The sequence below is a fragment of the Mesorhizobium sp. B2-3-4 genome (genome assembly GCF_006442315.1).
GTDB lineage: Bacteria > Pseudomonadota > Alphaproteobacteria > Rhizobiales > Rhizobiaceae > Mesorhizobium.
The window spans coordinates 171708-193075 of the sequence record NZ_VFVY01000013.1; the positions used below are offsets into that span (position 1 = coordinate 171708).

General features: G+C 64.0%; 19 protein-coding genes and 1 pseudogene. 10 read left to right on the top strand and 10 right to left on the bottom strand.

The features are described 5' to 3' along the window. From hpaH to FJ967_RS20110, 5 genes are read right to left on the bottom strand one after another with little or no spacing between them, the layout of a single operon-like run. Complete coding sequence (gene hpaH, locus FJ967_RS20090; protein ID WP_140733564.1) at positions 1–807, bottom strand: 2-oxo-hept-4-ene-1,7-dioate hydratase; 807 nt, start codon at positions 805–807, stop codon at positions 1–3. Continuing rightward, a complete protein-coding gene (locus FJ967_RS20095; RefSeq protein ID WP_140733565.1) occupies positions 804–1670 on the bottom strand; it encodes a fumarylacetoacetate hydrolase family protein in 867 nt (288 codons plus the stop codon). Before FJ967_RS20095 ends, hpaH begins: the two co-directional genes overlap by 4 nt. An 8-nt stretch (positions 1671–1678) precedes the next feature. Beyond that, positions 1679–2659, bottom strand: a complete 981-nt coding sequence (gene hpaD / locus FJ967_RS20100; RefSeq protein ID WP_140733566.1) for a 3,4-dihydroxyphenylacetate 2,3-dioxygenase — start codon at positions 2657–2659, stop codon at positions 1679–1681. Positions 2660–2673: 14 nt separating this feature from the next. Then, positions 2674–4191: a 5-carboxymethyl-2-hydroxymuconate semialdehyde dehydrogenase gene (hpaE, locus tag FJ967_RS20105; RefSeq protein WP_140733567.1), complete on the bottom strand. Its 1518-nt coding sequence runs from the start codon at positions 4189–4191 to the stop codon at positions 2674–2676. Between the two features lie 12 nt (positions 4192–4203). Continuing rightward, positions 4204–4590, bottom strand: a complete 387-nt coding sequence (locus tag FJ967_RS20110; protein WP_140733568.1) for a 5-carboxymethyl-2-hydroxymuconate Delta-isomerase — start codon at positions 4588–4590, stop codon at positions 4204–4206. Between the two features lie 213 nt (positions 4591–4803). Here FJ967_RS20110 and hpaR point away from each other — a divergent pair, with 213 nt between their 5' ends. Further along, positions 4804–5199, top strand: a complete 396-nt coding sequence (gene hpaR, locus FJ967_RS20115; RefSeq protein ID WP_246675322.1) for a homoprotocatechuate degradation operon regulator HpaR — start codon at positions 4804–4806, stop codon at positions 5197–5199. 289 nt (positions 5200–5488) lie between these two features. Here hpaR and FJ967_RS20125 read toward each other — a convergent pair whose 3' ends face one another. After that, positions 5489–5998 carry a flavin reductase gene (locus FJ967_RS20125; protein ID WP_140733570.1) on the bottom strand — a complete coding sequence of 170 codons (510 nt, stop codon included), beginning with the start codon at positions 5996–5998 and terminating at the stop codon, positions 5489–5491. A gap of 5 nt (positions 5999–6003) precedes the next feature. Beyond that, complete coding sequence (locus FJ967_RS20130) at positions 6004–7548, bottom strand: 4-hydroxyphenylacetate 3-hydroxylase N-terminal domain-containing protein (RefSeq protein WP_140733571.1); 1545 nt, start codon at positions 7546–7548, stop codon at positions 6004–6006. Between the two features lie 92 nt (positions 7549–7640). Between FJ967_RS20130 and FJ967_RS20135 the strand changes: the two genes are divergently transcribed. Continuing rightward, positions 7641–8510: a helix-turn-helix domain-containing protein gene (locus FJ967_RS20135; RefSeq protein ID WP_140733572.1), complete on the top strand. Its 870-nt coding sequence runs from the start codon at positions 7641–7643 to the stop codon at positions 8508–8510. A 370-nt stretch (positions 8511–8880) separates the two neighbouring features. Here FJ967_RS20135 and FJ967_RS20140 read toward each other — a convergent pair whose 3' ends face one another. From FJ967_RS20140 to FJ967_RS20150, 3 genes and pseudogenes are all read right to left on the bottom strand, one after another. Further along, positions 8881–10269: a HEPN domain-containing protein gene (locus FJ967_RS20140; RefSeq protein WP_140733573.1), complete on the bottom strand. Its 1389-nt coding sequence runs from the start codon at positions 10267–10269 to the stop codon at positions 8881–8883. A 14-nt stretch (positions 10270–10283) separates the two neighbouring features. Further along, positions 10284–10577: an addiction module antidote protein gene (locus FJ967_RS20145; protein WP_140733574.1), complete on the bottom strand. Its 294-nt coding sequence runs from the start codon at positions 10575–10577 to the stop codon at positions 10284–10286. Position 10578: 1 nt separating this feature from the next. Further along, positions 10579–10874 (bottom strand): annotated as a pseudogene (locus FJ967_RS20150) (type II toxin-antitoxin system RelE/ParE family toxin). Between the two features lie 267 nt (positions 10875–11141). Between FJ967_RS20150 and FJ967_RS20155 the strand changes: the two are divergent. From FJ967_RS20155 to FJ967_RS20195, 8 genes are all read left to right on the top strand, one after another. After that, positions 11142–12236 (top strand): transporter substrate-binding protein, encoded by a 1095-nt coding sequence (locus FJ967_RS20155; protein WP_140733575.1) that lies wholly within the window; start codon positions 11142–11144, stop codon positions 12234–12236. Beyond that, a complete protein-coding gene (locus FJ967_RS20160) occupies positions 12233–12850 on the top strand; it encodes an ANTAR domain-containing protein (protein ID WP_140733576.1) in 618 nt (205 codons plus the stop codon). Before FJ967_RS20155 ends, FJ967_RS20160 begins: the two co-directional genes overlap by 4 nt. Continuing rightward, positions 12828–13736, top strand: a complete 909-nt coding sequence (locus FJ967_RS20165; RefSeq protein WP_140733577.1) for an ABC transporter permease — start codon at positions 12828–12830, stop codon at positions 13734–13736. Before FJ967_RS20160 ends, FJ967_RS20165 begins: the two co-directional genes overlap by 23 nt. Further along, on the top strand, positions 13733–14653 hold the full coding sequence (locus tag FJ967_RS20170) for an ABC transporter permease (protein ID WP_140733578.1): 921 nt from the start codon (positions 13733–13735) through the stop codon (positions 14651–14653). The genes FJ967_RS20165 and FJ967_RS20170 overlap by 4 nt, the downstream gene beginning before the upstream one ends. Before the next feature lie 34 nt (positions 14654–14687). Then, complete coding sequence (locus FJ967_RS20175) at positions 14688–16346, top strand: ABC transporter substrate-binding protein (RefSeq protein ID WP_140733579.1); 1659 nt, start codon at positions 14688–14690, stop codon at positions 16344–16346. Further along, positions 16336–17280, top strand: a complete 945-nt coding sequence (locus FJ967_RS20180; RefSeq protein WP_140733580.1) for an acetamidase/formamidase family protein — start codon at positions 16336–16338, stop codon at positions 17278–17280. Before FJ967_RS20175 ends, FJ967_RS20180 begins: the two co-directional genes overlap by 11 nt. A gap of 208 nt (positions 17281–17488) precedes the next feature. After that, positions 17489–19249, top strand: coding sequence for an ABC transporter ATP-binding protein (locus FJ967_RS20190; protein ID WP_140733581.1), 1761 nt, complete (start codon positions 17489–17491; stop codon positions 19247–19249). A 197-nt stretch (positions 19250–19446) separates the two neighbouring features. Then, positions 19447–21368 (top strand): YgiQ family radical SAM protein (locus FJ967_RS20195; protein WP_140733582.1); only part of this gene is annotated, 1922 nt, incomplete at its 3' end.

Genomic DNA, 21368 nt, shown 5'->3' on the forward strand with positions numbered 1-21368 from the left:
TCAGCCCTTGGCGAAGTGGACGCTGACGGTTCCCGAAGCGCCGAAATCGGCGACGATCGTGTCGCCGGGCCGTGCCTCGACCGGACGCACGAAAGAGCCCGACAGCACGACCTCGCCGCCCGCGATCGACATGCCGTAGCGAGCGAGCCTGTCGGCCAGCCAAGCGATGCCCATGGCAGGATGGTTGAGCACGCCGGCGCCAAGCCCGGTCTCCTCGACTTCGGCATTGCGCGACACGATGGCGCCGATCCAGCGCATGTCGGCTTCATCGGGCCGCTGCGGCCGTCCGCCGATGACGATGCCGGCATTGGCGGCATTGTCCGAGATGGTGTCGAAGAAGGTGCGCACCTTCTTCGTCTCGGCGTTGACGCGCTCGATGCGGGTGTCGAGGATTTCGAGCGCCGGCGTGATGTAGTCGGTGGCGTTCAGCACATCGAAGATGGTCACGCCAGGCCCCTTGAGCGGCGCCTTCATGACGAAGGCGATCTCGGCCTCGACGCGCGGCTGGATGAAGCGGCCTGCGGGAACCGTCGCGCCATCGTTGAAGAACATGTCGTCGAACAGCACGCCCGAATCCGGCGTGTCGATGGCCAGCGCATATTGCATCGCCTTGGAGGTCAGGCCGATCTTCCAGCCCTTCGGCTTCAGCCCGGCATCGGTCTTGCGCTTTACCAGCGCCGCCTGGACGCTGTAGGCGTCCTCCATCGTCGCTTGCGGAAAATCGAGGCTGAGCAGCCGGATCTGGCGGCGCGACCGCTCGGCCTCGAACAGCCTGTTGGCGGCGTCGTCCACTTGCTCCGGGGTCATAGTGCTGCCTCGTCGATGACGCTGTTCCTGAGCACGCCGATGCCGTCGGCCTCGACTTCGATCACGTCGCCGGGCTTAAGCCAGATCGGCGGGTCGAAGCGCGCGCCGGCGCCGGTCGGCGTGCCGGTGACGATGATATCGCCCGGCACCACTGTCGTGAAGGTCGAGACGTAGTTGACGATCTTGCGGAAGGAAAAGATCATCCGGCCGGTGCGATCCTGCTGGCGGACCTCGCCATTGACGCGGGTGGTGAGCGCGATGTCGGCGATCTGAGCCTCGTCGGTGAAGGGCACCAGCCACGGGCCGATCGAGCCGGTGCGGTCGAAGTTCTTGCCCTGCGTGACGTTGAATTTGGCATGCCGTACCCAGTCGCGGATGGTGCCTTCGTTGCACAGCGAAAGTGCCGCGATGTGGTTCAGGGCATCGGCCTCGGCGATGCGCCGGCCACCCTTGCCGATGACGATGACGATCTCGCCCTCATAGTCGAGCTGCGGCGATTCCGGCGGCCGCACCAGCGCCGCGCTATGGCCGACGAAGGAACGGGGAAAGCGGATGAACAGCGACGGATTGGAGGGCGCTGCCTGCCCGTCCTTGTACTCCTCGTTGCGGTCCGGATAGTTGACGCCGACACAGATGATCTTCTCCGGCGTCGGGATCGGGATGTCGTAGGCGATGGCGTCGAGCGCGAAATCCGCGGCAAGGGCCTCGGCTCCGTCTGCCAGCCGCCGCAAGGCGCCGGCCTCGATCACCTCGCGCAGCGTGGGCCATTCGGGATGGCGAGCCAAAAGGTCGACGGCGCCCTTGGCCGTGATGGCGCCATAGCGCGTCTTGCCGTTAACGGTGAAGGTGGCGAGCCGGTTCATGCTGCCGCTCACGGCGCCACGATCGGCGAGGCGGCCAGATCCGGCTGGCGCGCGGTGGCGCCGGCAAAGACGCTACCCTCCTCGAACCAGCTCTTCGGCGCCGGCGCGCCCCACAACGTTTGGCGCTGCGGGTCCTTCAAATCCCACTTGATCGGCTCGAGATCGGGGTCGACCGTCTGGTAGTCCGAGCAGTAGATCTCGATACGATGATTGTCCGGATCGCGGACATACAGGAAGAAGGCGTTGGAAATGCCGTGCCGGCCGGGGCCGCGCTCGATGTTCGGCAGATAGCCAGTCGTCGCCATCAGGTCGAGCAGGTCGATGATGTTGAGCGGCGTCGGCACCCAGAAGGCGACGTGGTGCAGGCGCGGTCCGACGCCGTTGGTGAAGGCGATGTCGTGGACGCCGCCCTTGCGGTGCGTCCAGGCCGCCCACAGCTTCCCGCTTGAAGCGTCCTCCGTGTATTCGGTGACACGAAAGCCGAGCTCGTTGTAGAAGGCGACGGATTCGTCGACATTGGGCGAGAAGCAGTTGAAGTGGTCGATGCGCAGCGGCTTCACGCCCTTGTAGAGCGCGTATTTCTGGTGGATCGGCGCCAGCCTTTCCATCGATGCGTAGAATTCCAGCGGAATACCGTGCGGGTCGCGCGTGCGGAATGTGCGCGACTGGTATGGCCGCTCGACCCATTCCACCGGCAGGCCCTTGCCTTTGAAGAAATGCTCGGCCTTGTCGAGGTCCTCGTCGGAAAACACCTTGAAGCCGAGGTCGCGCGCTTCGGCCGTGCCGGCCTTCTTGAGCACGATGCAGTGGTGGCCGCGTTCCTCCATCGCCCTGAGGTAGATGGCTCCGGACGTCTCGTCGGTCACCTGCAGGCCGAGCGTGTCGACATAGAAGGCGCGGGATTTGGCAAGATCGGTAACCGCCAGTTCGACATGGCTGAGCCGCACGATGTTGAAGGCGGGGTAGAGATTGGGTCTGGGCAAGGGCATCTGATTTCCTCCGGTCAGCCGCCGAGTTTCTGGATCGCGTGCGCCGATGTCGCGAAGGCGATGTTCTTCGTCTCCATGTAGAAATCGAAGGAATGGTCGCCGCCGTCGCGGCCGATGCCGGAATTCTTGACCCCGCCGAACGGTGTCGGCAGGTGGCGCACATTCTCGGAATTCACCCAGATCATGCCGGCCTCCAGCGCATCGGTGAAGCGGAAGGCGCGGGTAACGTCCGAGGTCCAGAGATAGCCGGTCAGGCCGTATTTCGTGTCGTTGGCGAGCGCCAGCGCGTCCGCCTCGTCCTTGAAGGCGATCGCGGTCAGCACCGGCCCGAAAATCTCCTCCTGGGCAATCCGCATCCTGTTGGTGGCGCCGGTGAACAGCGTCGGGCTGACATAGCAGCCGCCGCCCGGACCGTCGAACTTCCCGCCGCCGGCCGCGACCACCGCGCCCTCCGATTTGCCGATCTCGATATAGGACAGCACCTTCTCCTCATGCACCGGATGGATCAGCGGCCCGACCACGGTCTTCGGATCGAGCGGATGGCCTATCTTGATGCGCTTGGCCTTCTCCGCAACCAGGTCGGTGAAGCGGTCATAGACCGAGGCCTCCACCAGCAGGCGCGAGGACGACGTGCAGCGCTCGCCGTTCAGCGAGTAGATCATGAACACCGCCGCATCGGCCGCGCGCTCGAGATCGGCATCGGCGAAGACGATCACCGGGTTCTTGCCGCCGAGTTCGAAATGCACGCGCTTCAGCGTGTCGGCGCCCTGCTTCATGATCATCGAGCCGGTGCGGCTTTCGCCGACGAAGCCGATCGCCTTGATGTCGGGGTGTTCGGTCAGCGCCTTGCCGGCATGTTCGCCAAGCCCGTTGACCAGGTTCCACACGCCCTTCGGCAGGCCGGCCTCCTCGGCGATCTCGACCAGCAGGCGCGCGCTCAGCGGCGAGAATTCAGCCGGCTTATGAACCACGGTGCAGCCGGCGGCCAGCGCCGGCGCGATCTTCCAGGTCGACAGCATGAACGGCGTGTTCCACGGTGTGATGATGCCGACAGGCCCGATCGGCACCCGTGTCGTCAGGTTGATCTGCCCTGATGTCCGCAGCGTCTCGCCGTCGCGCGCCTCCGGCGCGCGGTCGGCGAAGAAGCGGAAATTCTCGGCACCACGCAATGCGGCCTTGGCCATGAATTTCAGCGCCTGGCCGGTGTCCATGCACTCGACGAAGGCGATCTCCTCGGCGCGCGCCTCGATCGCGTCGGCGATTTTGTGCAGCAGCTTCTTGCGCGCTTCGCCCGGCATGGCCGACCAGGCCGGGAACGCGGCCTTTGCCGCTTTTGCCGCGCGGTCGATGTCGGCAATGCCGCCGCGCGCCACCTTGGCCAGCGGCTTGAGATCGACCGGAGAGAGGGTTTCGAACGTCGAGCCGTCGGCGGCCGGCGCCGCTTCGCCGCCGATCTGGTTCAAGACGCCGTCGCGCTTGAAGCGGGCGAGATAGGCCTCGGCCTTTTTCAGATTGCCTTCGAGGTCGGACATGTCAGCCTTCCGTCACTTGCCGCGCAGCCGCGGGTGGATTGCATTCTTCTTCCAGCTCAGCGCCGGATCGATTTCCCTGATCTCCAGCGACAAGGCGAAATGCGGCGTCTCGAACAGTGTGGCCAGATAGTCGCTTACCGCCGCGAAGATGGCGTCGCCGGTGCGTTTCTTGTCCTCGGCGCTGCGGCCGGTTCCAATCCTGAACGACATGTCGAGAAAGGCGTTTTCCGGCAACCTGTCGGCAATGGCGTAGGCCTCGGCGCGAAAGGCGCGCACCCGCACTGCGCCGGTCTCGAACAGCCCGGTGTCGAGCACGGTGCGCAACACCAGCGCGCACAATTCAGGCATGTCGACCTTGGCATCGAGATTGGCCGAATACTCGATGGAGAAGTGAGGCACCGCGTTTCGTTCCCTGAAACATTGCTTTGTTGTAGTTAACGCGTTAATTACATGGGATGCCCTCTAAGTCAAGCCTTGCATCCGGCCTGAGGCGACGATACGGGATGGAAAGGTCGGGTTTTGGCGTTGTCCATATCGGGTCAAATCCGACTGACGACCGCTTTATCGGGGACGTGCCTCTTGCTGCCTGAAAACACCCGTCGTTCCCTGCCCATGGCGCTGCTTCACGCCCGTGAAGTGGTGATGGCGCGGTTTCGCCCGATGCTCGCCGCGCATGACGTGACCGAACAGCAATGGCGTGTGCTGCGCGTGCTGAGCGAAGCCGGCTCAGTCGAGGCGACGGAGCTCGCCGACCGCGCCTCGGTGCTGCCGCCCAGCCTGACCCGCATCATCAAGGCGCTCGAGGGCCGCAAATTCATCACCCGCAACAAGGCGGAAGGCGACGGCCGCCGCGTCGTGCTCACCATTGCCCCTGCCGGCTCCGCCCTGATCGACGCCCTGTCGCCCGAGCGGCGCATCATCTACGACGATATCGAGCAGCGGTTTGGCCAGGAAAGGCTGGAGCAGCTGCTTGATCTGCTGGAGACGCTGATCGACGGGGAAAGCTGAGCCTCGATGGGCTGCCTCCATTGTCTCGAATATTGGCGAAGCCTCACCGCTTCGTCATCCTGGGGCGAAGCAGCCGCGAAGCGGCGTCGCGGAGACCCTAGGATCCATTCCGTGACCTCAGCCGAAGGGTGCAGCGGTGCAGAATTCTGAACCGTGGCGGCGCATCTGAGTCCCGGCATGGATCCTATGGTCTGCGCCGCGTCGCTTCGCTCCTTGCTCCGCCATAGGATGACGAAGTTGGGGAGGCCTCGGCCAATTTCGAACGCTGATGCAGCGCCACCATCCCGCCTCACCCGCCAAAACTCCCCAGCCGCGTCGGTTGCGTGTAATTGCGGTCGACATAGAGCAGCGCCGAGCCGCCGCTGCCGTGCCGGACATCGATGACGCGACCGATCATCACATTGTGCGTGCCCACCACATGCACATCCTCGATCTCGCAGTCGAAATTGACGATCGCGTCCGACAGCGCCGGCGTGCCCGAAGTCAGCGTCTGCCAGCGCGCCGCCGAATAGCGGGCTTCCATGTCGCGGATCGCGCCGGCGAACTTTCCCGCCAGATGCATATGGTCATGCGTCAGCACGTTGACGCAGAAGCGCCGGTTGGCGAGGAACATGGCCGCCTGCGCCGAGCGGCCGTTCATGCACACCAACAGCGTTGGCGGCTCGTCGGAAACGCTGCACATGGCGGTGGCGGTGAAGCCGCCGCGTCCCGCCGTCCCGTCCGTGGTGATGATGTTGACCGGTGCGCAGACCCTTGCCATGGCTTCGCGGAAATCGGCCTTCGAAATCTGCGCGGCCATCTCCGTCACCGCGCCGCTGAAGCAAGCGGCGGCAGCCAGGTGTCGCCGGTCCAGCCATGTTCGTCATAGTCGGCCATGCACGTGTCGACCAGCTCCTCCATCGCCTTCAGCCGGCCGCCGCGCTCGGCGCCCTTCAGCACCTGCAGCCGCACTTCTTCCGGCGCGCCGGCATAGTTGAGCTCATAGAGCGCGTGGCGGCCGCCGAATTCGGTGCCGGTCGCGTCCCACAAGAGCTTCATGATCTTGATGCGCTCGACATGGCCCATGTCGTTGGAGCCGCGCACATATTGCGCCAGGTATTTGTCGATCTGAGGGTTGTCGAAGTCGCGCACCGACGACGGCAGGTAGATGAGCCCCGAGGCGATCACCCGGCGCACTGTGTCGATGACGCGCGGATAGGCTTCCGACATGAAGGTGCGGTAGGCGAGCGCGGCATCGAGATTGGGCAGCACGGCGCCATTCGCCCACGGGATCGGGTTATGCGCCATGGCGTTGGAGAAACTCCAGAACATGTGCCTCAGCGCGATGACCTCGCCAAGCGCCGCCTGGTTGCCGCGAAACGCGTCGCCGCCGGTGGCGCGCAGCGCCTTGGCCAGCAGGCCGGCGAGGAAGTCGAGCTTGACGGCAAAGCGCGTGCAGCCCTGGAAGCAATAGCCATGCATGAAGCCGGATGCCGGGTGGAACGACAGGATCTTCTGCGCGTCGCGCAGCACCAGCACGTCCTCCCAGGGGATGAAGACATTGTCGAGCACCAATATGGCGTCGTTCTCGTCGAAGCGCGACGACAAGGGATAGTCGAACGGCGCGCCGACCGTGTTGGCCGTCTGCTCGTAGGAGACGCGGCAGAACATCTTGATGCCCGGCGCGTTCATCGGCACGATGAACATCACCGACAGCGACGGATCCTCCGTCACCGTCGCCGAGCCCTGCGCCAGGAAATTATAGTGGGTCAGCGCCGAGGACGTCGCCACCACCTTGGCGCCGGAGACGGTGATGCCGGCATCGGTCTCCCCGGTGATGTGCACGAAAACATCCTTCACCTGTTCGGCCGGCTTGTGCCGGTCGATCGGTGGATTGACGATGGCATGGTTCATGAACAGCACCGCGTCCTGGGCGCGTTTGTGCCAGGCAAGCGCATTGTCCTTGAACGGGCCGTACCAGTCCGCATTGGCGCCGAGCGTGTTCATCAGCGCCGCCTTGTAGTCGGGCGTGCGCCCCATCCAGCCATAGGACATGCGCGACCACTCGGCGATCGCCGTCTGCTGGGCGGCAAGCTCACTGGGCGATTTGGCGACGCGGAAGTATTTGTGGGTGTAGCCGCCGGAGCCCGTGTCGGTCGGCGAGGTCAGCGTCTCGCGCCGCTTGGGGTCGTGCAGCGCATCGTAGAGCCGCGCCAGCGACCGCGCCGAATTGCGCATTGCCGGATGCGTGGTGACGTCGGCGACGCGTTCGCCATTGATATAGACCTCGCGCCCGTCACGCAGGCTCTCCAGATACTCGGCCCCGGTGAACGGGCGTGCCTTGTCGGCACGAAACTCTTCCGATCGCATCTTGCTCCTCCACTTGAACCCCGACCCTAGCGCCTCCGGTTCCGATCGGTTATGGACGGAACGGCAAAACCGATTGGACTTTTTCCGGCGCCATGAGCCAGAATTCCATTCCAGATTTCTTTGTCTATGGCGAGCCGGTGCGGCCGCTCGACATCGGCTTCCTGCATGTCGAGACGGTGCTTGCCCGGGCCAACATCCACCTCGGCCAGGTCGCCGCGCACAAACATCCGCAAATGGGCCAGATCACCTACTGGACCAGCGGCTCCGGCACCTATCGCATCGAGGACAAATCCTGGGACTTTTCGGCACCCGCCGTCAGCTTCGTGCCGAGCACCATCGTGCATGGCTTCTCTATCGGCCCCGGCACCGACGCGACAGTCGTCTCGGTCGCCGACGACGCGCTCGCCGCGATTGCCGCCAATAGCCTGCTGCCGCTCGACCGGCCTGTCTTCGCCGACGGCCAACCGGATCGCGCCGCGTGGAAAAGGCTGGCGGCGCTACTGGAGATGATCGCCGCCGAATACGCCGAAGCGCAGGCCGGTAACGACAAGACCTTGCCGGCGCTGATCGCCGTCGCGCTCTCCCATATCGCGCGGCTCGCACCGGCGACCGTCGGCGCCGCACCGTCTTCCGATGCATCGCTGGCCATGGGTTTGCGCCGTCTCGTCGATGCGCATTTCCGCGACAACTGGCCCGTCGACCGCTATGTCGAGACGCTCGCCACCACACCGCATCTCCTCGACAAGGCCAGCCGCGCGGTGCTGGGCAGTGGCGTCAAACGCGTCGTCAGCGAGCGGCGGCTGCTGGAAGCCAAACGCCTGCTGCGGTTCACCGTGCGCACGGTCGAGGACATCGCCTACGAAATCGGTTTTGATGACCCCGCCTATTTTTCACGCTTCTTTCGCGAACGCACAGGCGAGGCACCCGCCGCCTGGCGGCGCAGGCAGTTGCGGGGGGTGTGATCGCCGGGTGGGCCCTTGTGATCCGTGCTCGGCAACGGGGGTTCAGCGCCCATCACGGGTTCTTCATAGTGAACCTGCCGGAGGTCTGACAGTGTTCAGAAATGGCTGTTGCCGACGTGCGCCTGCGGCCGGGCGGGTATGCATGGCTTGGGAAAAAGGACGCGATACAGGCCGACCTGCCGTCAGTCGTCATGATCTTCTGACGACAGGTGATTTTTTGTTCCATATCGCTGACCAGCGTATACGGTGCCCAAGTCATATCGATGGGGAGGTCGTCGCGATGCGTCACCAGATGCTGAATGCCGTCATAAACGAAAACTGCGCAACGAACTGCCGGTTAAATCCCATCGCGACCGAAGACAATATTGAGCTAGGTTTTTGCCGCGTTAGCGGTTCCGTTCATGATCTCCTCGGTGAATATCGGGAGATCATTGAGAAACGCTTTGGTGAAATTCGCCTTTCCATCGAATGGGCTGTTGGCGCGTTTGGTTGTTTCAATCGGGTATTTCTTGAGAAGCCACACGCAAAAACAAAGCATTCCGACGATGCATTTGTCGGTAATTATTTTGCCCAGATAGACAAATTTCTCGGTTTGTTCGGCAATCGGGGAGATATCCCCATGGACGAGGTCGCACCTGGCCTTGTACAGGCTTGAGACATCGCTGCCCCAGTCCCTTTCAGAATCGACCACGCTCAGAAAATACAAGGATCGGTCGCGAATTTGAGCGGTTTTGTTGCTTTCATTCGTTACGAACAGCGCTTCCAGACAATTTGAGTAGGATATTACTCGCTGGGACGAAAGCATATGGCTGTTGGCCAGATCGCTCCATTTGAGCGCCGACACAATCTTGTTGCTGATAAAGCCGAATTTTCCGCGCAAAGCGTGCTGTTTCAAAAATTCACCGATCAAATAGATGAAGCCGCTACGATTCCCCAACAGGACCGCCTCTATAGAAGCGTCATCTTTGATCGATAGAAATTTCTTGTTCCAGCTTATCGATGCTTTTTTTTGCTCTGTCTGGCTTATGCGATGTCGAAGTCGTAGGGGTATCAACTGGGAGTCAGCACCATACCAAACCGCATCGTTGGCTGGGTACAAAATCTTGATTGCGGCAATGGCGAGTTCGACAAGCAGGTATGCTCGGCCCCAGCCCTTTTTATCGCTGAACCCTTTGATGTCTACGGATGCAACCCAATTGTAGTGTTCAGTGTCCTTGATATGTTTGGCAAACCAGCCAGCTTCCTGTTCGCTGAATTGGTCGCGCAATTCGGCCCAAAGCCTATCTTTGCGATGGAATTGAACCGGGCCGAGGCGAAATCGGACGATCAAAGAGTGTTCTGGAAGGAGGCAGGGAACGTAGTACCTGATGGAGTTCGAGCGGCTTCGTGCTAGGCGGTCGCTACATTCCTTGACGATATCGGCAGCGGACCTTTCGGTCTGGGCCTCTATTTCTTTCGCGATCTCGACTTTGAACTCTGCTACGAGATCGGCCGTATCGAACTTTCCGACCAGATCATCGTGTTTTTCAATTGTGTTGCGTGCCAGTTCCTGCAGCTTCCTTTCGGCTTGGCGACCAATCGTGAACCGCCGTCCGGAAGGCATCTGAATGGCAGAAAAAGTGTCTTGAAAATGCCAGTGACCGATGCGCCTTTCGTTAACTTCGGTTTGAAGTCGCACCATCTCCGAGAAGACGAACTTGAACACCCGGTTGGGTCGAGCGCCGGTGAATGCTTCTTTTTTTACTGCATTGGATGTCATGCGCTATCTGGCAATCAAGGCGCCGAATGCGGCCTTGCGGTAAGTTCGATGCCGAGCGCCTTCATCACGCAAATCGTGGTTTTCAGGGTTGGATTGCCGTTCTCGCTGAACGAGCGGTAAAGCTGTTCGCGCGACAGTCCGGTTTCGCTAGCGATTTGTGTCATGCCCTTGGCGCGGGCGACGACGCCCAGCGCATGGGCGATATAGCCAGCATCCTCGGACGCGAAGGCTTCCGCCATGAAAGCTGCGATGGCTTCGTCGGAAGTCAGCCCCTCGGCGGGATCAAAGGTAGTCAGTTTTTCAGCCATGTCAGTCATTCCATTCCTTTGCCAGACGTTTTGCCGCCTTGATGTCTTTTGCTTGCGTACTTTTATCGCCACCGCACAGCAGGACAATCACGGTATTGCCTTGCGCTGGAAATAGACCCGGTAGCCGGGGCCATGGTGGATGCGCAGTTCGCTGATCCCGTCGCCAACCGGCTGCACGTCTCCCGCATGTCCATAGGCAAGGCGGTCGAGCCGCGCGAAGATAACGCCCCGCACCCGTTCATCGCTGAGCCGCATCCACCATTTGCGGAACGTCTCGGTCTGTTTCAGCTCAAGCATGAGATGATTGTAGTTTATAAACTACTTTTTGTCAAGGAAATCCCGACCCCGTTCGACCCGTGCTGGAGGTGGGATCGGTCGTCCGGCAGGGCAGAACAGATGTCCTGACCCGGGCTCCAACCGTCCCGCACTTTCCCGCTTGACTGACCCGCCGGACCGAATACGCTAAGGCAAAATACCGGCTCTGATCGCCGGGCGGCAAATATGCCTCGTATGCCTCGCCTTCCCGGCGCTGGCTGCGGGGCATTGTCATTTCTGGGGTTCAGTTTGAAACGGCGTATCGAGATCGGCATCCTCTATTCCCGCTCGGGGAGCTATCAGCTCGTCTCCGACGCGTGCCGTACCGGGGCCATGCGCGCCATTGCCGATATCAATGCGGACAGGAGCCATGGCCTGGAGCTGGTGCCGGTCGAGCGGGACCCGCAGAGCAATGCGGACCGCTACGCGACGCTGTGCGAGGACATTTTCCGGACCAGCAGCGCCCGCCATGTCGTCGGCTGCGTCACCTCCTGGAGCCGCAAGGAGACGATCCCCGTGCTGGAGAAGGCCGGCGGCATGCTCTGGTATGCCTGTCCCTATGAAGGCTTCGAGGCCAACGAGCATGTCGTCTACATGCACGCTTGCCCCAACCAGCATCTGGTGCCGCTGATGGCCCATGTCGTGCCCCGCTTCGGCGCCAACGGCTTCCTGCTCGGCTCGAACTACATCTGGGGCTGGGAGATGAACCGCGTCGCGCGCGACCTGATCGCCGACGCCGGCGGCAAGGTCTTGGGCGAACGCTACCTGCGCATCGGCGAGACCGACGTGTCGCGGCTGATCGCCGAGATCCGGGCGACGCGGCCGAATTTCATCCTCAACAATCTCATCGGCACCTCGTCCTACGCCTTCCTGGCGGCCTATCGCGATCTGGGCGTCGAGGATACGGCCTTCAGCCCGCGGAACTGCCCTGTCATTTCCTGCAACCTGACCGAGGGCGAGCTGCCGGCGATCGGCGAAGCGGGCAAGGGCCATCTGTCGGTCGGGCCGTACTTCGCGCCGAGGCCGGCCGCCTTCGCCTCGTCCTTCGAAGCGTCGGCCTATGCCTCGGTGCAGGTGATGGCCGATGTGTTGTCGCGCGATCCCGACGCCGGCCCGGCGGAATTCTCGAAAGCCTTCGCCGAAACACGCTTCTCCACCCGTCTCGGGCCGATCGCCATCGACGCCCATTCCCAGCACGCGACGCTGCCCGTCATCATCGGCCGGATCGCCGACGGCTTCTTCGAGGTCGTCAGCCGGGAGGACGAGGTCGCGCCCGATCCCTATCTGTCGCGCTACGATCCCGCCAGGACATTCGGCCGGCCGCGCCTGCGGGTGGTGTCGTGACCCGGACGCCGCGCATCCCCAATCTCGGCGGCGCCAAGGCCTTCGTGCTGCACCGCCCGCACCCGACCGTCCAGGCGATCACCCGGCAATTGTCCGCCATCGGCCTCGTCACCGTGGATTGCTGGCCGGAACTGGCGCCGGAGGCGCTGGCCGCCGATTTCGTCTTCTTCGATGCCGATCTCGGTTTCGACGAGCAGTTCCCCTGGAAGCCGGGCGAGGCGCCGATGCCGCTGGTGGCGCTGATCGGTTCCGAGGCGCCGGGCCGCATCGAATGGGCGCTGTCGCACAAGGCTGACGCGCAACTCCTGAAACCGGTCGGCAATGCCGGCGTCTACAGCGCCTTGCTGATCGCGCGGCAGAGCTTCGAGGCGCGCAAGCATCTCGCCGGCGAGATCGCTTCGCTGCGCCAGCGCGTCGCCGAGCGCCAGACCATCGTGCGCGCGGTGGCGGCGCTGTCGAAAGGCAGCGACGACGAACGCGCCTATGCGCAACTGCGCTCGCTGGCGATGAGCTGGCAGATCAGCGTCGAGGACGCCGCGCGCCGCATCGTGGCCATGACCGATGAAGCAAAGACTGGCGAAGAGGGCGGCGATGACCAGTCCCATCGCGCCTGATCTCACCGCGCCCGCTCCGATACCGGCCAAGCCGCGCGCCGGTGTCTGGCGCCGGCTGTTCAGGCGCCGCCTGGCGCTGCTCGGCCTGGTCATCGTCGCCCTTGTCGTTGCCGGCGCCGTGCTGGCGCCATGGCTGACCGGATACGATCCCAACGAGCAGATGTTCGACGGCCTGACCATCGAGGGCTCGCCGCTGCCGCCAAGTGCAAAATTCTGGCTGGGCACCGACCTGCTTGGCCGCGACCTGCTGACCCGCATCCTCTATGGCGCCCGCACCTCGCTGATCATCGGCATCGTCGCCAATGGCGTCGCGCTTTTGATCGGCACGCTGGTCGGCGTCACATCAGGCTATTTCCGTGGCTGGATCGGCAGCACACTGATGCGCTTCACCGACCTGATGATGGCCTTCCCGGCACTGCTGCTTGCCATTTGCCTGGCGGCGGTGTTCGAGCCGAGCCTGTGGATCGTCGCCATGGTCATCGCCCTGGTCAACTGGGTGCAGACAGCGCGCGTCATCTACACCGAGACCTCGTCGCTGGCGGAACGCGAGTTCATCGACGCCGAGCGCACCATCGGCGCCGGCGCGCCGCGCATCCTGTTTCGCCACATCCTGCCGCATCTCCTGCCGACCATCATCGTCTGGGGCACGCTGGGCATCTCGACCACGGTGCTGCTGGAAGCGACGCTCTCCTTCCTCGGCATCGGCGTGCAGCCGCCGACGGCGTCCTGGGGCAACATTATCTTCGAGAACCAGACCTATTTCCAGGCAGCGCCCTGGCTGGTGTTCTTCCCCGGCGCCGCGATCCTGGCGCTGGCGCTGGCCTTCAACCTGATCGGCGACGCGCTGCGCGACATACTCGATCCGACGCAAAGAGGCCGCGCATGATCGCCTATCTCGGCCGCCGCCTGATCCAGTCGCTGCTCATCCTGCTCGGCGTCTCGCTGATCACCTTTGCGCTGCTCTATCTCTTGCCGGCCGACCCGGTGCGCCAGATCGCCGGTCGCAGCGCCACGCCGCAGACGGTGGAAAACATCCGCCAGCAGCTCGGCCTCGACCAACCCTTCATCGTCCAGTACTGGCATTATCTGACGAAGCTTGTCAGCGGCGATCTCGGCCGCTCCTACATCCAGCGCTCGGAAGTCACCGAGCTCATCGTCTCGCGGCTGCCGGCGAGCCTGCTCCTGATGGCGGGCGCTATCCTCTGCGAGCTGCTGATCGGCTTGACCATGGGGCTGATCGCCGCCGTCAAACGCGGCACGGCGACCGACCAGACATTGATGGTCGCTTCCTTCGTCGGCGTCTCGGCGCCGCAATTTGTCGTCGGCCTTCTGCTGCTTTACGTCTTTGCCGTCAGGTTGAGCTGGTTTCCGATCGGCGGCTACGGCACCTGGCGCCATCTGGTGCTGCCCTCGCTCACCATGGGCATACTCGGCGCCGGCTGGTACGCGCGCATGATGCGTTCGTCGATGATCGACGTGCTGCGCCAGGACTATGTCCGCACCGCGCGTGCGAAAGGCCTGGCGCGCCGCGCCATCCTGTTCCGACACGCGCTGCCCAATGCCATCCTGCCGGTCATTGCCATGATCGGCATCGATATCGGCATCTTCATGGGCGGCATCGTCGTCGTCGAAAGCGTGTTCGGCTGGCCGGGCATCGGCCAACTCGCCTGGCAGGCCATCCAGCGTGTCGACATCCCCATCATCATGGGCGTCACGCTGGTCTCGGCCTTCGCCATCGTGCTCGGCAATCTGCTCGCCGACATCATCGCGCCGTTCATAGACCCGCGCATCAAGCTCAGATGAAAACCAGAAAACAACCAGAGAAAGGGAACCGTCAATGAAACGATCTTTTGGGAAACGACTTTTGGCATCCACCGTCGCGGCATCGGCGCTGGCCTTGATGCTCGGCATGACGAGCGTCCGCGCCGAGGACACGATCGATCCCAACGCCAAGCAGGGCGGCGCCATCACCATCACCTACAAGGACGATGTCGCCACGCTCGATCCGGCGATCGGCTATGACTGGCAGAACTGGTCGATGATCAAGAGCCTGTTCGACGGGCTGATGGATTACGAGCCGGGCACCACCAACCTCAAGCCCGACCTCGCCGAAAGCTACGAGATTTCGCCCGACGGCAAGACCTTCACCTTCAAGCTGCGCCACGGCGTGAAATTCCACAATGGCCGCGAGATGACGGCCGACGACGTGAAATACTCGCTCGACCGCGTCACCAACCCGAAGACGCAGAGCCCGGGCGCCGGTTTCTTCGGCTCGATCAAGGGCTATGACGATGTCGCCGCCGGTAAGGCCGAGACGCTGTCGGGCGTCACCGTGGTCGACCCCTATACGGTCAAGTTCGAGCTGACCCGCCCGGACGCCACCTTCCTGCATGTCATGGCCATCAACTTCTCCCATGTCGTGCCCAAGGAAGAGGTCGAGAAATACGGCGCCGACTTCGGCAAGCATCCGGTGGGCACCGGCGCCTTCAAGCTCGCCGAATGGACGCTTGGCCAGCGCATCGTCTTCGAGCGCAATCCGGACTATTGGCACAAGGGCCTGCCGCACCTCGACAAGATCACCTTCGAGATCGGCCAGGAGCCGATCGTGGCGCTGCTGCGCCTGCAGAAGGGCGAGATCGACGTGCCCGGCGACGGCATTCCGCCGGCCAAGTTCCAGGAGGTGATGGCCGATCCCGAGCAGAAGGCGCGCGTCGTTGAAGGCGGACAGTTGCACACGGGCTACGTCACCATGAACACCACCATGGCGCCGTTCGACAATGTGAAGGTGCGCCAGGCCGTCAACATGGCGTTGAACAAGGCGCGCATCATCCAGATCATCAACGGCCGCGCCGTGCCGGCCAACCAGCCGCTGCCGCCGTCCATGCCGGGCTACGACAAGGACTACAAGGGCTATCCCTATGACGTCGCCAAGGCCAAGGCGCTGCTGGCCGAGGCAGGGCATCCCGATGGTTTCGACACGCAATTGTTCGTCATGAACACCGACCCCAACCCGCGCATCGCCCAGGCGATCCAGCAGGACCTGGCGGCGATCGGCATCAAGGCCAGCATCCAGTCGCTGGCCCAGGCCAACGTCATCGCCGCCGGCGGCGACAAGGCCGGCGCGCCGATGATCTGGTCGGGGGGCATGGCCTGGATCGCCGACTTCCCCGATCCTTCGAACTTCTACGGCCCGATCCTCGGCTGCGCCGGCGCGGTGCCCGGCGGCTGGAACTGGTCGTGGTATTGCAACAAGGATCTCGACGCCAAGGCGGCGGAAGCCGACTCGGTGGTCGATCCGGCGAAGGCGGTCGAGCGCGACAAGATGTGGAGCGCCATCTACGACAAGGTGATGGAGGACGCGCCTTGGGCGCCTGTGTTCAACGAGCAGCGCTTCACCATGAAATCCGCGCGAATGGGCGGTGCCGACAACCTCTATGTCGACCCGGTCCATATCCCGATCAACTATGACAATGTGTACGTAAAAGATGTGCAATAACTGCGATTACACCATCCACGGGCGCCATCACCATTTCGGCTGGGACAACTCGTTTGCCCCGGCCGAGCGCGTGGCGCCCGGCTCCACGATCGAGTTCCAGTGCCTGGATTCCTCGGGCGGTCAGCTGAAAGCAGACAGCACGATCGCCGATCTCGCCAAGCTCGACTTCGGCCAGATCAATCCGGTGACAGGGCCGATCTTCGTCGAGGGCGCCGAGCCAGGTGATGCGCTGAAGGTGACCATCGAGATGTTCAAACCGTCCGGCTTCGGCTGGACGGCGAACATTCCCGGTTTCGGCCTGCTCGCCGACGACTTCAAGGAGCCGGCGCTCAACATCTGGAAATACGACGCCGCCTCGTTGGAACCGGCGCTGTTCGGCAAACAAGCTCGCGTGCCGCTGAAGCCGTTCGCCGGCACGATCGGCAACGCGCCGGCCGAGATGGGCCACCATTCGGTGGTGCCGCCGCGCCGCGTCGGCGGCAATCTCGACATCCGCGATCTCGCCGCCGGCACCACGCTCTACCTTCCTGTGGAAGTAGCGGGCGCGCTGTTTTCGGTCGGCGATACCCACGCCGCGCAGGGCGACGGCGAGGTCTGCGGCACGGCGATCGAAAGCCCGATGGACGTCGTGCTGAAGCTCGACCTGGTCAAGGACGCCAGGCTGAAGACACCGCGCTTCACCACGCCGGGGCCGGTGACGCGCCATCTCGACGCCAAGGGCTACGAGGTGACGACCGGGATCGGGCCTGACCTGATGAGCGGTGCGAAGGAGGCGGTCGCCCAGATGGTCGACCTGATCGCGGGGCGCTACAAGATCGACCCGGTCGAAGCCTACATGCTGGCCTCGGTCTGCGGCGATCTGCGCATCAGCGAGATCGTCGACATGCCGAACTGGGTGGTTTCGTTCTACTTCCCGCGTTGCGTGTTTGAATGATTTTGCGTCGGCGCTGCACCCCTCTCTGCCCTGCCGGGCATCTCCCTCTCAAGGGGGGAGATTGTCGGCTTCGTCGTCCCGCCTCTCTTCAATCGATGGCGAGTGGCGAAACCCTGCGTGCAGTCCAATCTCCCCCCTTGAGAGGGAGATGGCCGGCAGGCCAGAGGGGGGCGTGCCGGAATAGACGTCTCAGGACCCTGCTCCCGCGATGACCTCAACCCCCGAAAAAATTCTCGACATCGCCAACCTCTGCGTCAGCGTGCGCGGCGACGAGGGCGAGCGCGAGGTCGTCTCCAATCTGTCACTGATGCTGGCGCGCGGTGAAACGCTCTGCATCGCCGGCGAATCCGGATCCGGCAAATCGATGACCGCGCTGGCGATCATGCAGCTTCTGCCGCAACCGGCGGGGCGCATCTCGTCAGGCGCCATCCGCCTAGGCGACACCGACCTCACCACCCTCGACGAGCGCCGGATGCGCCATATCCGTGGCGACCGCATCGCCATGATCTTCCAGGAGCCGATGACCTCGCTCAACCCGGTTCTGTCGATCGGCCGACAGCTCACCGAGTCCATCGAGGCGCATACCGGCCTTTCGCATGCGCAAGCCCGGCAACGCGCCATCGAGGCGCTGAAGGCGGTGCGCATCTCGGAAGCTGAAAGCCGGCTGAGACAGTTTCCGCACGAGCTATCCGGCGGCATGCGCCAGCGGGTGATGATCGCCATGGCGCTGGCGCTGGAGCCTGACGTGCTGATCGCCGACGAGCCGACGACGGCGCTCGACGTCACCGTGCAGGGCGAGGTGCTGGAACTGCTGCGCGACCTGCAGCAGAAGCACGGAACCAGCGTCATCCTCATCACCCACGACATGGGCGTGGTCGCCGAGATGGCCGACCGCGTCGTCATCATGCGCCATGGCCGCATGGTCGAGGAAGGCAAGGCAGCGGATATTTTCGCCCGCCCGCAGGCGCAGTATACGCGCGAATTGCTCGCGGCGGTGCCGCGCATCGGCGCGGGCACCGGCCGCCAGGAGACCAGGGGCGCCGAAACCGCGTCGGCCAATGTCGCCGAGATAAAGGACCTGCATGTCCGCTTCGACCTGCATGGCGGTGTCTTCGGCCGGGTCACCCGCCGCGTGCATGCCGTCGAAGGCGTCAGCTTTTCGATCGCGCCCAACGAGACGCTGGCCCTGGTCGGCGAATCCGGCTGCGGCAAGTCGACCACAGCCAAGGCGCTGGCCGGGCTGGTGCCTTACAGCGGCGACATCGTCGTCGGTGGCCGCAACCTGGCCGGTCTCGGACGCGACGAGCGCAAGGCGGTGCGCCGCGACGTGCAGATGATCTTCCAGGATCCGTTCGCCTCGCTCGATCCGCGCATGCGCGTCGGCGACCTCGTCGCCGAGCCGCTGGTCATCCACGGCATCGCCTCGAAAGAGGAGCGCCGCGAGCGGGTGGCCGCCCTGTTCGACCGTGTCGGCCTGTCGGCCGGCCAGATGGAGCTTTACCCCCACGAATTCTCCGGCGGCCAGCGCCAGCGCGTCTGTATCGCCCGGGCGCTGGCGCTGAGGCCGAAGCTGATCATCGCCGATGAAAGCGTGTCGGCGCTCGACGTATCGGTGCAGGCGCGCGTGCTCGACCTGTTGAAGGAATTGCAGCGCGAATTCGGCGTCGCCTATCTCTTCATCTCGCACGACATGGCGGTGGTCGAGAACATCTCCGACCGCGTCGCCGTCATGTATCTCGGCCAGATCGTCGAAATGGGCACGCGCGACCAGGTCTTCTCCAACCCACGCCATCCCTACACCAGGCGCCTGATCGAAGCCGTGCCGGTGCCCGATCCAGCACGGCGCAGAAGCCGCTTCGCTCGCCTCGATCAGGAAATCCCGAGCGCCACGCGCCGGATCGGCGAGGCACCGCTCAAACTGGCGCTCAAGGATGTCGGCAACGGCCATCTCGTCGCCGCCGAGGGGTAAGGGACCGCGGCATCGTCGGCGAAATCTATGGGCCGATTTGGCGCGCACGGCGAAGGACTGACCGGATGGCGGCGCGCTCCACGCCGATCGCCAACTGGCCAGACAGGTGCCAGCGCGGCCTCGAGATCGGCGCGTCTTTCCCTCGCCCGATTCGAGGTTCATTGAATTCGCCCCGATTGCGCTCTATAGGTCCCGCGATGGAAACCCTGGCCCACGCCCAACAAAACATCGCCCCGCTGTCCGTCCGCCGGCCTCCTGCCGGGCGGGCCGCACCCTTCCTGCCGATGAGCCGCGCCGAGATGACGGCGCTCGGCTGGGATGAATGCGACATCGTGCTGGTCACCGGCGACGCCTATGTCGATCATCCGAGCTTCGGCATGGCGATCATCGGCCGCCTGCTCGAATCCCAGGGGTTCCGGGTCGGCATCATCTCGCAGCCAGACTGGCAGTCGGCGGAGCCGTTCAAGGCGCTGGGCAGACCGAGACTGTTCTTCGGCGTCACCGGCGGCAACCTCGATTCCATGGTCAACCGCTACACGTCGGACCGCAAGATCCGCCATGACGACGCCTACACGGCGGGCGGCGAGGGCGGTATGCGGCCGGACCGCTGCACCATCGTCTACACGCAGCGCTGCCGCGAGGCCTACAAGGACGTGCCTATCGTGCTGGGCGGCATCGAGGCCTCGCTGCGCCGCATCGCGCATTACGACTACTGGTCCGACAAGGTGCGCCGCTCGATCCTGGCCGACGCCAAGGCCGACCTCTTGATCTACGGCAATGCCGAGCGCGCCGTGATCGAGGTGGCGAACCGGCTTGCCGCCGGCGACACGCCGCGCCAGCTCGACACGATCCGGGGCGTCGCCCTGTTCCGCCGCGTGCCCGAGAACTTCACCGAACTTCACGCCGACGATCTCGATTCCGCCGACGAGGGCGCGACGCGCAAGCCCGGCGACACCGTGATCCGGCTGCCGTCCTTCGAGCAGGTCGAGGACGACCGCGATGCCTATGCGCGCGCCTCGCGCGTGCTGCACCGCGAGGCCAACCCCGGCAACGCCCGCCCGCTCGTCCAGCGCCATGGCGACCGCGACCTGTGGCTCAACCCGCCGCCCATCCCGCTGACCTCGGACGAGATGGACGCCGTCTACGACCTGCCCTATGCGCGCGCCCCGCACCCGTCCTATGGCGATGCCAAGATCCCCGCCTGGGACATGATCAAATTCTCGGTGACGGTGATGCGCGGCTGCTTCGGCGGCTGCACCTTCTGCTCGATCACCGAGCATGAAGGCCGCATCATCCAGAACCGCTCCGAGGGTTCGATCCTGCGCGAGATCGAGAAGATCCGCGACAAGACCCCGGGCTTCACCGGCGTCATCTCGGACATTGGCGGGCCGACCGCCAACATGTACCGCATGGCCTGCAAGGACCCCAAGATCGAGGCGGCCTGCCGCCTGCCGTCCTGCGTCTTCCCCGACATCTGCCCCAACCTCAACACCTCGCATGACGACCTGATCCGGCTCTACCGCAAGGTGCGCGAGGTCAAGGGCGTCAAGAAGGTGATGGTCGCCTCGGGCGTGCGCTACGACCTCGCCGTCAAGAGCCCCGAATATGTCAAGGAACTGGTGACCCACCACGTCGGCGGCTACCTCAAGATCGCGCCCGAGCACACCGAGCGCGGGCCGCTCGACAAGATGATGAAGCCCGGCATCGGCACTTATGACAAATTCAAGGAGATGTTCGACGCGGCGGCAAAGGAAGCCGGCAAGAAATACTATCTCATCCCGTATTTCATCGCCGCCCATCCCGGCACGACCGACGAGGACATGCTGCATCTCGCGATCTGGCTGAAGAAGAACCGCTACCGCGCCGACCAGGTGCAGACCTTCCTGCCTTCGCCGATGGCGACGGCCACCGCCATGTACCACACCGGCGTCAACACGCTGAAGGGCGTGCGGCGCGGCGCCACCGACAAGGTCGAGACCGTCCGCGGCGGCCGCCAGCGTCGCCTGCACAAGGCTTTCCTGCGCTACCACGACCCCGACAACTGGCCGCTGCTGCGCGAAGCCCTGAAGGAAATGGGCCGCGCCGACTTGATCGGCCCCCGCCCCGACCAGCTCATCCC

Excerpts from the sequence above, each read along its gene's own strand:
- hpaH (WP_140733564.1), bottom strand. The coding sequence starts at position 807 with ATGACCCCGGAGCAAGTGGACGACGCCGCCAACAGGCTGTTCGAGGCC.
- FJ967_RS20095 (WP_140733565.1), bottom strand. The coding sequence starts at position 1,670 with ATGAACCGGCTCGCCACCTTCACCGTTAACGGCAAGACGCGCTATGGC.
- hpaD (WP_140733566.1), bottom strand. The coding sequence starts at position 2,659 with ATGCCCTTGCCCAGACCCAATCTCTACCCCGCCTTCAACATCGTGCGG.
- hpaE (WP_140733567.1), bottom strand. The coding sequence starts at position 4,191 with ATGTCCGACCTCGAAGGCAATCTGAAAAAGGCCGAGGCCTATCTCGCC.
- hpaR (WP_246675322.1), top strand. The coding sequence starts at position 4,804 with ATGGCGCTGCTTCACGCCCGTGAAGTGGTGATGGCGCGGTTTCGCCCG.
- FJ967_RS20125 (WP_140733570.1), bottom strand. The coding sequence starts at position 5,998 with ATGGCCGCGCAGATTTCGAAGGCCGATTTCCGCGAAGCCATGGCAAGG.
- FJ967_RS20130 (WP_140733571.1), bottom strand. The coding sequence starts at position 7,548 with ATGCGATCGGAAGAGTTTCGTGCCGACAAGGCACGCCCGTTCACCGGG.
- FJ967_RS20135 (WP_140733572.1), top strand. The coding sequence starts at position 7,641 with ATGAGCCAGAATTCCATTCCAGATTTCTTTGTCTATGGCGAGCCGGTG.
- FJ967_RS20140 (WP_140733573.1), bottom strand. The coding sequence starts at position 10,269 with ATGACATCCAATGCAGTAAAAAAAGAAGCATTCACCGGCGCTCGACCC.
- FJ967_RS20145 (WP_140733574.1), bottom strand. The coding sequence starts at position 10,577 with ATGGCTGAAAAACTGACTACCTTTGATCCCGCCGAGGGGCTGACTTCC.
- FJ967_RS20165 (WP_140733577.1), top strand. The coding sequence starts at position 12,828 with ATGACCAGTCCCATCGCGCCTGATCTCACCGCGCCCGCTCCGATACCG.
- FJ967_RS20170 (WP_140733578.1), top strand. The coding sequence starts at position 13,733 with ATGATCGCCTATCTCGGCCGCCGCCTGATCCAGTCGCTGCTCATCCTG.
- FJ967_RS20175 (WP_140733579.1), top strand. The coding sequence starts at position 14,688 with ATGAAACGATCTTTTGGGAAACGACTTTTGGCATCCACCGTCGCGGCA.
- FJ967_RS20180 (WP_140733580.1), top strand. The coding sequence starts at position 16,336 with ATGTGCAATAACTGCGATTACACCATCCACGGGCGCCATCACCATTTC.
- FJ967_RS20190 (WP_140733581.1), top strand. The coding sequence starts at position 17,489 with ATGACCTCAACCCCCGAAAAAATTCTCGACATCGCCAACCTCTGCGTC.